Genomic DNA, 12630 nt, shown 5'->3' with positions numbered 1-12630 from the left:
GTCAATATTTAAAAACCGGAAAAATGATTTTCAGTCAAAACAGGTGTGAAACCCGTGCATCCGCAGATGTTTCCGGTGTTTTAACAACGGATTAACGGGACAAAACAGCATTTTATGGCATTTGTTAAATACCCGGATTTATTCACCTGATTTTTAGCAGCATAACAGGCAGTATGTGAGACAACGGAAATTAAAAATTGTCTACACTCTAAGTTAAAGACTGAAAAACAGGATAAACATGGATTCATTACTCTTCTGGGGTTTTGTGTTAGTGGCGCTCATTGTTGTGACGCCGTTTATTGCTGTTGCGGCGCTGCGGCGCACAACGCTGCTGAAGTTGCAGGTCAGTGTTCTGACTGAGGAAACGGAGTCACTGCGCCGCGAGCTGAATGCCCTGACCGGCGGTCAGCCGGTGGCGGAGACCACCGTTCAGGCCGCTGCGCTGTCTGAAACGATCCCAGTACAGCCGGCACCGGAAATGCAGTATGAACCGGAATCTGATCCTGTTTCTGAACCGGAACCTGTTATCGCGGCGGCAATACCGTTCCCGGCGGATACGGCAGCAGCGGAGCGCAAAAGCCCGGCGGCCAATATTCTCGAATGGCTGCTTAACGGCAACCTCCCGGCCAAAATCGGTATTCTGCTGCTGTTTATCGGCCTCTCCTATCTGCTGAAATTCAGTATCGAAAATAATATCCTGACACCGGAAGTCCGTCTGATCGGCGCGGCAATCCTGTCAGTGACACTTTTTGTTGTCGGCTGGTGTGTCCGCCATAAAAACCGGCTGTACAGCCTGATTGTTCAGGGCGGCAGCCTCGGTGCGTTTTATATCACGATATTTGCCGCCTATAAGCTTTATGAGTTCCTGCCGCTGGCCTTTGCACTGCCGCTGATGGTGGTTATCTGCCTGGCATCTGTTTTCTTTGCGGTGATACAGAACGCGGTCAGCCTGGCGGTCCTGGCTGTGATCGGCGGCTATGCGGCACCGGTGCTGCTCTCCACCGGCAGCGGTAACTATATCGCGCTGTTCTCCTATTATCTGATGCTTTCCGTCTCCATTCTGATCATGAACTACTGGCAGGGCTGGCGGGTGCTGAATATCGCCGGTTTCGCCTTTACCTTTGTGGTCGGTGTGATCTGGGGCGTGGATAACTATCAGCCGGAGTATTACCTGAATTGTCAGATCTTCATTATTCTGAATCTGGTGGTCTACGGGCTGCTGACGCAGCAATATGCACGGCATCATGTCCGGACAGATGACGGGCGAAAACAGCTGATGGTGGACTCGGTGCTGCTGTTTGCGCCGCCGGTGCTGGCGTTTTCCCTGCAATATGCCATTACGGAGCCGTTCTATCTCGGTACCGCAATGTCATCGCTGGCCTTCGGGCTGATTTATCTGCTGCTGGCGGTGGTCAGTCTGCGTCGCTTCCGTGCTGACGGGCAGCGCCTGTCGCTCGGTTTCCTGCTGCTCAGTATCGGCTTTATCTCGCTGGCGGTACCGCTGGCACTGTCGCCGCAGTGGACATCCGTGGCCTGGACGATTGAAGGGCTGGCGATACTGTGGTTCGCCTGTCTGCAAAAACAGCGGATTGTCGGCTGGAGTGCCACCGGGCTGGTGCTGCTCGGGTTTGCGTCTCTGCTCTACAGCATGGACTTTATTTACTGGTCAGAACAAAGCGTCTGGATGTATATCTTCCAGTGGGGCGGGTTGCTGGTTGCCGGGGCGCTTCATCACCATTTTCGCCTGATGAACCGCAGCAAACTGATTTCCGGACTGCTGATTATCCCGGCCATGATCACCTGGCTCTCGTGGCTGTGGATGCTGCCGTGGTTATCACCGGCGGGTGAATTACTGTCCGGTGAGGAATATGTGCTGACCGGGCTTGTGATCTCGGTCTGGAGCTGGTTCTTCCTGGCGCGCAAAGTGCAGTGGACTCAGCTGTATTACTGCATCAGTGCGCTGTGGATAGTGAGCCTGCTGATACTGTGTGACTATATCCTTACCGGAACACATGCGGCCGGTTCGCTGTACGGCGGCTTTATCTGGTTGCTGGTTATCGGCAGTATGATCACCTTTATCCGGCTGCTGCCGGAACAGGCACCGCGCATTGTCAGCAATCTGATGCATGGCGCGTCACTCTGGACCGTCATCGGCCTGGTCGCCGCCGAAGTGATGTGGGCGGAAATGCAGCTGCCGTGGGGCATGGAAGAGTGGGGTTACTTTATCGCCATGCTGTCGGCGTGCGGTGTGATTTTCGTGCTTTACGCCATGCAGCGCCTGCGCCGGCCGCCGATGGACAATCATGCCGCGCTGTACTGGCAGAGTGCCTATCCACTGGCTGTGTTACTGGGGCTGGCGCTGTTTACCGGAAATATGCAGGATGGTCAGCTGTCGCTCTGGCAGTATGTGCCGCTGCTGAACCCGCTGGATGAAGCCGGGCTGTTCGGGCTTGCTGCACTGTGGTGTCTGCGTGATGCGCTGATACGGACCACACCGGCAGTGCATTTCCGGGCAGATGTGGTGCGCGGCCTGGGTATTGCCATCGCTGTGCTTGGTATCTGGTGGGCGAACGGTATTCTGATCCGCGCCCTGGCCTTTGTGGACGGCACCACATGGACAACCACCGGGCTGCTGCAGTCCCGTCTTATTCAGACCACGCTGGCGATTGTCTGGGCACTGACTGCCGTGATCCTGATGACCTCCGCAACCCGCCGGCATAAACGCCATCTGTGGCTGGCCGGGGCGGCCGTCTTTGCCGTGGTGATTATTAAACTCTTTGTGGTTGATATGAACCAGAGCAGCGGGCTTGCCAGAGCCGGTGCATTTATCGGGGTGGCACTGCTGATACTGGTTGTGGGATATTTCTCGCCGTTACCGCCGAAAACAGGCACTGACATACAGAATAATAAGGAAGATAACTGATGATCACAGGTAAAAAGGCGGCACTGCGCCGCAAATGGCATACCGGGGCTGTGCTCCTGGCGGCGGTGCTGACATCGGTGACGACCCTTTCGCGGGCGGATACCCCGGCGAAGACACTGAATGATTTTAATCAGGGGGCGGAATTACAGCTCCGGGCGGAGAATGCCCCATTTTACCGGCTGACAGTCCCGGATAATGTCTGGCTCAACAGTGCCTGGCCGGATCTGCGGGATATCCGTATCTTTGACAGCTCCGGTACGCCGGTGCCGATGTCACTGACGGCGGCGAAGCAGGTACAAGATGAAAGCGCGCGTGTTCGCTTCGTTATTTATCCGCTGTCACAAAGCCGGACGGAAGAGCAGGATGGCAACCGCAAAATCCGCCTGAAAGCGGATAACGGTACAGAACTGACGATTTACAATGATAGTGCGGACAGCCTGGCGCGTCCGTCCACCGCGACTTACCTGCTGGTGCCGGATAACAAACAGCAGCTCCCGCTGCCGCTGCGGGAAGTCACTCTGAACTGGCCGCAGCAGACCGGTAATATGCAGGCCAAAGCCTCACTGTTCAGCAGTGATGACAAACAGAACTGGTCGCCGGTGATCCTCGATGTGCCGCTGATGGATCTGAAATCCGGTGAGGATGCACTGCTGGCGCAGCAGATAAAAATTCCGGGCTATATCAGCGGTGATGAAAGCAGGGCGAAATACTGGCTGCTTTCCGTGACCGGAGATAACAATCAGGCACCACCGCAAATCACCACCGCAGAAGGGATGAGTTCCCGGACTGTGGAGCGCCGTGAGGTGAACCGTTTTGATTTTGTGCCTGCGGAGGACACTGACGGCAGTATGATTTACAGTCTGCCGAATACCCAGAGTCTCAGCCGTCTGGATTTTCATATTGACCGGGAAAATACGGTGCTGCCGGTACGGGTAGAATACCGGAGTGGTACAGAAGGGAACTGGTTGCCGCTGGATAATAAAGTGCTTTATTCACTGGTGTCGGATGATGCGGAAAACCGCAACAGTAACATCCGGCTGAATGATCTGCCGGTCCGCCAGGTCAGACTGACCGCGATTAACAGCAGCTGGCGCGGGACACCACCGAAGGTCACCGGGGTTAAATATGCACAATATCTGACCTTCAACGCCCAGGGCTCTGCGCCGTATCTGCTGGTATGGGGGGCGCATGATGCCAATGCGGTATTTTTACCGCTGTCCCAGCTTCTGCCGGGCAATAATCTGAATAGTCAGGATGCGATTCCGCGGGCTGATGTGTCAGAAAAAGTGGTCACACTGGGCGGGGAAGCGAAGTTACTGCCTGAACCGGAAGCCCCGCCGCCGTTTGCCTGGAAAACCTGGCTGTTATGGGGTGTGCTGGTGGCTGGTGTGGTAATACTCGGATTATTTGCTGTCCGCCTGCTGAAAGAAATGAAAACGGAACAGAAATAACCGTACAGCATAAAAAAAGTCCGCACGTTGTATAACAGCGTGCGGACAGAAACGAAAATAAAAAAGAAAGGGTATTTAGTACAGGAACATTATCCTGACACAAACAGCGGCCTCTCTCTTTAGCGATTCGTTGCATTATCCCCGGACAGCATTAATTGCCAGGCCGGAAATTATTTCCGGTACTCAGTTTTAATCTGGGCAATGGTATTTTTAAAGGTACCTGACAGATGCTCATCATCAATTTCGCTGATCTGGCGTTCCATATTGACGATAATACGGCCGGCATCCGCCTGACCCACCGCCTTCAGTAAATATGTCACCAGTGCTTTTAAGCAGGTCACTTCCGCAGCCAGTGTTTCAGTATCGTTTTCAGTTTTAAATGCGTTATTCATGGTTAACCTCAACCGTTATATTTATCAGTCCCGGATATATCAGCCGCAAAGAATACCAGATCTGCCCGTCACTGCTCTACCTTCTTTTTTATTTTCCCGTTATGCTGATAAACAGGGTGCGTTCATTATCCGCTGAAAAAGGCAAAATAATCAGATGAATATTATTGATATCAATGCCATAACCCGCGATTACCCGGTATTAAAAAGGCCGGATCCGCAGGACAGCCATAAAGGTACATTCGGTACCCTCGGGATCACCGGCGGGGCTGCCGGAATGACCGGTGCGATTATTCTGGCCGGATGCGCCGCACTGAAAACCGGGTGCGGCAAAGTGATCCTGGGATTTAATCAGCCGCAGTTGCCGGTGCCGTTTGTTGAGAATGCACCGGAGCTGATGCTGCGTACTGCCCGCGCCCTTGCGGATGACCCGGCGCTGACCGCACAGGTTACCGGTCCGGGACTGGGGCAGAGTACAGAGAGCCGGGTACTGGCGGAAGCGGCATTTATGCAGACCGGTAAACCACAGGTGCTGGATGCGGATGCACTGAATATTCTGGCCGCCACGCCGGGTATCGCGCTGGATGATAACTGTGTGATAACCCCGCATCCGCAGGAAGCCGCCCGTCTGCTGCATACCACCGTGGCGGATATTCAGGCGGATCGCCCGGCGGCAGTGCTGGCGCTGGCAGCTCAGTATCACTGCTGGGCGGTGCTGAAAGGGCACCGCAGCCTGATTGCCTCACCGGACGGTGAGCTATGGTGTAATCACAGTGGTAACCGCGGGCTGGCGACTGCCGGCAGCGGGGATGTGCTATCCGGTATTATCGGTAGTCTGCTGGCACAACGGCTGCCGGTGCAGGAAGCGGTTTGTGGCGGGGTCTGGCTGCACGGCGCGGCGGCAGATGAATGTGTGGCCGCCGGTATCGGCCCTGCCGGATTAACTGCTCATGAAATTATTGATTATGTGCGGTTAATCCGTAACCGCCTGATAACAGAAATGCCGGGTAATAAGAGTTAACGGTATCAATCTCACAGATATTTTTCGCTCTGTTTAATATAGTGACAATATATCGCATGATTTATTCAAGGAGGCAGTATGTATAATACAATTTTGGTTCCTATCGATATTTCAGAAGAAGAACTGACCAGTAAGGCTGTCCGCCATGCACTCTATCTGGCGAAAGAAACAGGGGCTAAGCTGCATATTGTCCATGTCCTGCCGATCTCATCCGCGATTATTAATGCGTATGCGCTGGGTTATATGGAGATAAAAGATAAAGCGACCATTAAAGCGGAAGAAGATCTTCATATGCTGATGGATTCTATTGATCTGCCGCCGGAGCGTCTTGCTTACACGATTACGTTCGGTTCGCCGCGTGATGAAATTATCCAGGCAGCGGAAGAGGTAAAAGCCGATATTATTGTTATCGGCTCCCGCCGTCCGAATATCTCCACTCATCTGCTGGGCTCGACTGCCGGCGGTGTTGTCCGTTACGCACCGGTTTCAGTAATGGTTGTCCGCTGATGTAATCTGTATCCGGTGGTATCGATGATGCCACCGGTATTTTTTGTTCTTCCTGCCGTCATCCCCGCTACTCATAAAAGAATCATTCTCTTCTTGCTGGTTATCTGCCTGTCTCATACGAAAATACAGAGGAATAATACGTGGTATAGCCGGATTTTTTTCCGGATAGAAAACACAAAATCATAAAAAGGCAGTGAAATTTTATGATGCCCGGCACGGCGGTTTCCTGTTTATTGCCTATACTTAATTCAAATACACATTGAACTGACAATGAGGGATGGTATGTATAAAACGATATTAGTTCCTATTGATGTGACAGAAGATGTACTGACGAGTAATGCCCTGAAACACGCGATTTATCTGGCAAAGATGTCACAGGCGAAACTGATGTTGTTTCACTCTGTACCGGATATTTCGAAATTCTCAATAAGCTATAATTACCACTATGAATTGCTGAACTCATTTGCGGAAAAAGCCGTTGCCCGTTCAAAAGATGAGTTAAAAGCGATTGCCGAAAAAGTGGATTTACCGGCAGAGCAGGTCAGTTATTTTGTGGATTACGGCACGCCGAGAGATAAAGTGCTGGCAAAAGCAAAAGAGATCCATGCTGATTTGATTGTTGTCGGTTCGCGTCACCCGAGTATTTCAACCCATCTGCTGGGGTCAACCGCCTCCGGGATTGTGGCACATGCGCAGGTTTCCGTACTGGTTGTCCGCTGAATATTAAGTATAACGATAAAAACCAAAAGGTCCGCAAACGCGGACCTTTTTCGTGAAAACAGAATTACTGTTTCGCCATCGATGCTTTGAATTCCTTCAGTGCATCAAGGCCCTGCTGACACGCCATGTCCTGAGTCTCTTCCGGTACAGATTTAATCTGTGTTTTTGCGGTTTCCAGCTGCTGTTTCATGGCAGTGATCTGTGCAGTCGCATCAGCATCACCTTTGGCTTCCTGCTCTGCCAGTTTGACCATTTCGTCGATTTCAGTGAAATATTCATCACAGACTTTGCTGGCATTGGCAGCAAAAGCAGTAACAGAGAACAGGCATCCCAGGGTAATTAGTGTCAGCTTTTTCATTATAGACCTTATGTTGTAGGCAGGAACGGATATGAATAATTAATCAATATGCCCCGAAATATCATGGAATATATATAAGAATAAGATGAATCTCAGAATAATTACTTACTTTATGCATAAGAATAACACAGCCCGGCACCTGCGGGCAGATAATGCGCAATTTGTGCTGATGCAATTGAAACGCATTCTTATTTGTTGACAGGTTTCTGCCGGAATAATAATGTACCGATAAATACAAAAAGGATTACGGAGTTATTATGTCAGCAGTTAATTTTGTTCATATGGATACAGGCGTCTTCCCGGTGGTGATAATGCAGTCATTCCCGGAAAATATGGCACAAACAGAACAGTGGGTGAAAGAGCTGGATGCGCTGCTGGACAAGCAGACACCATTCGCATTAATTTACCCGCCGAAAGACGGGCCGGAAAAGCCGGATACACAGGAAGATATGGATGCGCGTAAGTATGTCCGCCGCTGGCTGAAAACCGGAAAAGAGAAAATGGCGGCATATTGCAGTGTGATGATCCTGACCGTCAATCAGGAAACCGGGGACAAAGCGGAGCTGGAGAAATTCGCGCCGATGGCCGGTGCAGTCTACGGTGTGCCGGTGTTTGTTGCTGATGACATGGCAGCGGCCCGGGAAAAGGCGGCAGAAGTGACCGCCTGAAGGCAGATGCTAATGATAACCGCTGCTCATTGGGGGGTTAATGTGTGGCGGAGGTAACAGGCCGTTATCTCCACAGATAACGGCAGCTGTTTTTCAATAAATTCCGCCGTTGGCTTGTTATGACGATGACTGAAAACCGGCAGATACAGGTCGGCTTTCAGCATTTCCAGAAAACGGGCGGCAACGGCCAGCAATGTTTCCTCAGTCGCGGTGATGCCGGGCAGTGCTTTCAGCCCGGCCGCCAGTTGTTGTGCGGCACGCAGCGGACCGGCGCGGTAAAATTGTTCACTGATTTGCGGGAAGCGTTGTGATTCCGCCAGAATCAGCTGATATAAGCCGAGTGACTGCGGGTGAACAATACTGTACAGGTAGCGTCTGCCGCTGGTGTATAACAGTGTCTCTGCATCGGGTGCTGTTTCCGGTTTTTCCTCTTCATTATCCTCAAAAATTCCGCTGATAAGATGGTCTATAACGGCCAGAAACAATGCTTCTTTCCCGCCAAAAGAGGTATACAGAGTGGAACGTGACCCGCCGGATTGTTCAATTATCATATCCAGAGTCGTGCCTTCGTAACCATGGAGGATAAAAACATCCGCAGCGGCGGTGAGAATGGCATGACGGCGGCGCTGCCCTTTCGGGGTTAATGGTGACGGGGTGGATGACATAACAGATACAGGCTCCTGTGACAGTGATATGTCCTGATTTAACCACGCCGCGCAGGATTGCTCAATAGCCTGTTTCCCTGCCATACTGCAATTACGGCATAGTAAGACTATTTATTATCAAACTATTGATCAAACCCAGTGAGTTGTTAATACAAAGAATTAGAATAGCGGGAAAGTCGGACCATCAACGGTTAACGGTAAAGTTATGGGACAGGGGAAAGAGATTACACAGGATATGCAGCGGACTATCACCCGCCTGTGTATCGAGTGCGGGCTGCTGCTGTTACAGCACGGTGCGGAAAGTATGCTGGTGGAGGAGCTGGCGGGACGGACAGGGAAGGCTCTGGGAGCTGACCAGGTGGATTGCGCCATCTCGGCGAATGCCATTGTGCTGACCACGATCATTGACGGGCATTGCCTGACATCCACCCGCAAGGTGGTCGATCGCGGTATTAATATGCATATCGTCACAGAAGTGCAGCATGTGGTGATCCTCGCGGAGCACGGTCATCTTGACTGCAAAGGGGTGCAGAAAAAATTCGCTCATATGAAACCACTGCGCTATCCGCGCTGGGTGATGGTGCTGATGGTGGCGCTGTCCTGTGCCTGTTTCTGTAAGCTGAATAACGGCGGCTGGGACGGGGCGGTGATTACCTTTGCCGCCAGCGGTTGTGCGATGTATGTCCGTCAGGTTTTGACCGCACGGCATATGAACCCGCTGATTAACTTCTGTTTTACGGCGTTTGTTGCCACGATGGTGGCCGGAATGATGCTGAAAATTCCGCTGTTTTCGGCAACGTCCGGCATTGCTATGGCGGCGAGTGTGCTGCTGCTGGTGCCGGGTTTTCCGCTGATCAACGCGGTTGCGGACATGTTCAAAGGGCATGTTAACACCGGCCTTGCCCGCTGGGCGATGGCAAGCCTGCTCACCCTGGCAACCTGTATCGGTATTTTTACCGCGATCACACTCGGCAGCCTGAGGGACTGGATATGATGACGGTACTCTCTTTTCTGGCTGCACTGGCGCAGGATATGCTGCTGGCAGCTATTCCGGCGGCAGGGTTTGCCATGGTATTCAACGTGCCGAAACGGGCACTGAAATACTGCGCACTGCTGGGGGCGATAGGTCACGGCAGCCGGTTTATGCTGATTGCCGCCGGTTTTGACATCGTTGCCGCCACATTCTGGGCATCGGTGCTGGTGGGGATCATCGGTATTCAGTGGTCCCGCTGGTGGCTGGCACACCCGAAAGTCTTTACCGTAGCGGCCATAATCCCGATGTTTCCGGGTATTAATGCCTATATGGCAATGCTGGCGGTGATCAAACTGTCACAGTCCGGTTTTACCCCGGAACTGCTGGAGATGCTGGTGAGCAATTTCCTGCGGGCGGGCTTTGTGGTCGGCGCGTTGTCTATCGGGCTGTCTGTTCCCGGTTTGTGGTTGTACCGCAAGCGTCCGCGCGTTTAACTGATACGGGTCAGATTCAGGATAATGTCCATAACCGGTTTATCGGTCACACTAATCTGAATCTGCACCCGGTTGCGGCTTTCCTGCACACGGACATCAACCTCATTATCATCGTAGGCACAGGCGGTGCCGACTATTTCTTCTATCATCTCATCGACCAGCGGATGCATCGTTATTCTCCGGAATTCGTATTGATGGCTGCGTAGTATAACGTTTTGAATTAAAACCATTCTGTAAAAAAACACCCTGAAATTGTCTTATCCGGCGGATTGACAGATTAATAAAAAATCTGTGGCGATAATTCCCGCACGGCGTGGCATAATTGCCACCCCTGGTATTCTGTTGGTTTATGATTTATATGCGTATTTTTCAATCATTTCGTGTTTCATTATTCTTGTTGTGTGTTATTACGTCTGCGGTATTTGCAGCTGCGCCGGAACGGTTTGACGAGGCCAAAATAGTGGCCCGTGAAAAAATTTATTACGACCAGAACCGTAACCCGCAGGGGGAAGGAACACTGTATTGCGGCTGTCAGTGGGAGTGGACCGGAAAATCCGGCGGCCGGGTGGATCTGAACAGCTGCGGTTACCGTGTACGGTCACAGCTGACCCGCGCAGAGCGGATTGAGTGGGAGCATATTGTTCCTGCCTGGGTGTTCGGGCATCAGCGTCAGTGCTGGCAGAACGGCGGGCGCAAAAACTGTGTCAGTGAGGACCCGGTCTTCCGTGCAATGGAAGCAGATCTCCACAACCTGGCGCCGTCTGTCGGCGAAGTCAACGGGGATCGCAGTAATTTTCGTTACGGGATCGCACGCGGCGCCGGTTCACAGAGCTACGGGCAGTGCACCAGCCGGGTGGATTTTAAGCAGCGGGTTTTCGAGCCGCGCGATGAAGTCAAAGGCGAGGTGGCGCGGGTCTGGTTCTATATGCATGACCGCTACGATCTGGCAATGTCAGAACAGCAGCAGAAATTACTGATGGTGTGGGACAGCGAATTTCCGCCGTCTGCCGCCGAGCGGGAACGGGATCGCCGTATCCGTGCGGTTACCGGGCAGTCAAACCCGTTTGTGACCGGCGAACGCCGCTGGGAGCCGGGGCATATCAACAGTGCTGACGGTATTTTTACCCGCCTGCCGTCCGTGCCGGTGACACCGGTAAACGTACCGCCGCAGGCAGAAAAAAAGTCTGAAAATCAGCGTATCCGCGGTAACCGTAACAGTAAGATTTACCACTTTCCGGATTGCCCGGGCTATAACCGGATCAGCAGTAAAAATGTTGAAATGTTCCCTGATGCCGCTTCTGCACAGGCCGCAGGCTATAGTATGGCGAAGAACTGCAAAGCACGCTGATGTGCGGCGGATAACAGAAATGTGGCAAAAATGTTAAATATCCGCCGATTTTAATTGCTGAAAAGAAAGTATTGTCATTATACTGTCACAAAGTCAGTTTAGTGTTCGCTTTAGTTTGTCATCTGAGGATAACGAATGCGACATACAGACGAACGACAGTACCGGCCGGTGATAAATACCCTGAACAACAGGGCGGATTTATCACCGGCTTTTTTTTATCTGAATGTTCACTCATGGCTTGAAGGGAGCCGCCGGTTGCCAACTCACTGTTTCAGTTATTCCGTCATCAGAAATCAACAGGATTAAGATTATGGGCAGACAAAAAGCGGTAGTCAGAGCACGCAAAGAGGCAAAACGAATGAGCCGGAAAGAGTCGCGCAGGGCACGTTTTAATGATGATAATGTGGCGGTTTTTATCCCGGCGGGCGGGGTGGAAGCTATCGGCATGGCGCGGGAAAAACGCGACAACAGTGCTGTTGTACCGCGAAATGATGCACAGGATAAATACATCAGAGCGATAGCGCATAAACAACTGATTATTGCCAACGGCGAGGCCGGATGCGGCAAAACCTTTATCAGTACCGCACTGGCGGCAGATGCACTGATCAATAAGGAAATCGAGCGGATTATTGTCACCCGTCCGGTGTTACAGGCGGAAGAGGATCTGGGCTTTCTGCCCGGAGATATCAGTGAAAAATTCGCGCCGTATTTCCGGCCGGTGTATGACGTTCTGGTGAAACGGATGGGGGCTTCATTTTTACAGTATTGTCTGCGTCCGGAGATAGGTAAGGTGGAAATTGCACCGTTTGCCTACATGCGCGGACGAACCTTTGAGAATGCGGTGGTGATCCTCGATGAAGCACAGAACGTAACTGTCACACAAATGAAAATGTTCCTGACCAGGATGGGGGAGAATGTGACAGTGATTGTCAACGGTGATGTCAGTCAGTGTGATTTACCGGGCAATGTCCCGTCCGGGCTGGCCGATGTGCTGCGCCGTTTCCGGGATGACGATATGGTATCAGTGGTGTCTTTCACGCAGGATGACTGTGTGCGTTCGTCACTCTGTCTGCGGGCATTGCAGGCGTATAACTGATCACAGCGGCTGCGGCG

Annotated in this window: 14 protein-coding genes; 10 read left to right on the top strand and 4 right to left on the bottom strand. The window is 52.1% G+C overall.

The window, feature by feature from the left end:
* The first annotated feature begins 238 nt into the window (after window positions 1–238).
* A complete protein-coding gene (locus tag X965_RS07555) occupies window positions 239–2923 on the top strand; it encodes a DUF2339 domain-containing protein (protein ID WP_036417610.1) in 2685 nt (894 codons plus the stop codon).
* Entirely contained in the window at window positions 2923–4374 is a 1452-nt protein-coding gene (locus X965_RS07550; protein ID WP_036417609.1) for a DUF3999 domain-containing protein, read from the top strand. Before X965_RS07555 ends, X965_RS07550 begins: the two co-directional genes overlap by 1 nt.
* A 170-nt stretch (window positions 4375–4544) precedes the next feature.
* On the opposite strand, the gene X965_RS07545 is transcribed toward X965_RS07550, so the two are convergent.
* Window positions 4545–4766 carry a DUF2594 family protein gene (locus X965_RS07545; protein ID WP_004237362.1) on the bottom strand — a complete coding sequence of 74 codons (222 nt, stop codon included), beginning with the start codon at window positions 4764–4766 and terminating at the stop codon, window positions 4545–4547.
* A 154-nt stretch (window positions 4767–4920) separates the two neighbouring features.
* Here X965_RS07545 and X965_RS07540 point away from each other — a divergent pair, with 154 nt between their 5' ends.
* The 3 genes from X965_RS07540 to X965_RS07530 all read left to right on the top strand — a co-directional run bounded on the left by X965_RS07540 (window position 4921) and on the right by X965_RS07530 (window position 7011).
* The gene (locus X965_RS07540; protein WP_004237361.1) at window positions 4921–5784 is read left to right on the top strand and encodes an NAD(P)H-hydrate dehydratase; all 864 of its coding nucleotides are present in this window, start codon (window positions 4921–4923) and stop codon (window positions 5782–5784) included.
* Window positions 5785–5862: 78 nt separating this feature from the next.
* Complete coding sequence (locus X965_RS07535) at window positions 5863–6291, top strand: universal stress protein (RefSeq protein ID WP_004239509.1); 429 nt, start codon at window positions 5863–5865, stop codon at window positions 6289–6291.
* Window positions 6292–6573: 282 nt separating this feature from the next.
* Complete coding sequence (locus X965_RS07530; RefSeq protein WP_004237359.1) at window positions 6574–7011, top strand: universal stress protein; 438 nt, start codon at window positions 6574–6576, stop codon at window positions 7009–7011.
* 64 nt (window positions 7012–7075) lie between these two features.
* Here the strand turns inward: X965_RS07530 and X965_RS07525 are convergent, their stop codons facing one another.
* Window positions 7076–7369, bottom strand: a complete 294-nt coding sequence (locus X965_RS07525) for a DUF5339 domain-containing protein (RefSeq protein ID WP_004237358.1) — start codon at window positions 7367–7369, stop codon at window positions 7076–7078.
* Between the two features lie 257 nt (window positions 7370–7626).
* Here X965_RS07525 and X965_RS07520 point away from each other — a divergent pair, with 257 nt between their 5' ends.
* Window positions 7627–8037, top strand: coding sequence for a hypothetical protein (locus tag X965_RS07520; RefSeq protein WP_004237357.1), 411 nt, complete (start codon window positions 7627–7629; stop codon window positions 8035–8037).
* A 26-nt stretch (window positions 8038–8063) separates the two neighbouring features.
* On the opposite strand, the gene X965_RS07515 is transcribed toward X965_RS07520, so the two are convergent.
* Complete coding sequence (locus tag X965_RS07515) at window positions 8064–8702, bottom strand: TetR/AcrR family transcriptional regulator (protein ID WP_032098295.1); 639 nt, start codon at window positions 8700–8702, stop codon at window positions 8064–8066.
* Between the two features lie 205 nt (window positions 8703–8907).
* On the opposite strand from X965_RS07515, the gene X965_RS07510 reads away from it, so the two are divergent.
* Together X965_RS07510 and X965_RS07505 are read left to right on the top strand one after the other, a co-directional pair.
* Entirely contained in the window at window positions 8908–9696 is a 789-nt protein-coding gene (locus X965_RS07510) for a threonine/serine exporter ThrE family protein (protein WP_004239502.1), read from the top strand.
* On the top strand, window positions 9696–10169 hold the full coding sequence (locus X965_RS07505; protein ID WP_024472934.1) for a threonine/serine exporter: 474 nt from the start codon (window positions 9696–9698) through the stop codon (window positions 10167–10169). Before X965_RS07510 ends, X965_RS07505 begins: the two co-directional genes overlap by 1 nt.
* Here X965_RS07505 and X965_RS19520 read toward each other — a convergent pair.
* A complete protein-coding gene (locus X965_RS19520) occupies window positions 10166–10339 on the bottom strand; it encodes a hypothetical protein (RefSeq protein WP_004237352.1) in 174 nt (57 codons plus the stop codon). The two genes, X965_RS07505 and X965_RS19520, sit on opposite strands and share 4 nt — an antisense overlap.
* A 179-nt stretch (window positions 10340–10518) precedes the next feature.
* Between X965_RS19520 and X965_RS07500 the strand changes: the two genes are divergently transcribed.
* Window positions 10519–11517 carry an endonuclease gene (locus tag X965_RS07500; protein ID WP_036417608.1) on the top strand — a complete coding sequence of 333 codons (999 nt, stop codon included), beginning with the start codon at window positions 10519–10521 and terminating at the stop codon, window positions 11515–11517.
* A 310-nt stretch (window positions 11518–11827) separates the two neighbouring features.
* Window positions 11828–12613 (top strand): phosphate starvation-inducible protein PhoH, encoded by a 786-nt coding sequence (phoH, locus tag X965_RS07495; RefSeq protein WP_036417606.1) that lies wholly within the window; start codon window positions 11828–11830, stop codon window positions 12611–12613.
* Window positions 12614–12630 lie beyond the last annotated feature (17 nt).

The organism is Morganella sp. EGD-HP17 (assembly GCF_000512315.2).
Lineage (GTDB): Bacteria > Pseudomonadota > Gammaproteobacteria > Enterobacterales > Enterobacteriaceae > Morganella > Morganella morganii.
This window is presented reverse-complemented; position numbering and strand designations above follow the sequence as displayed.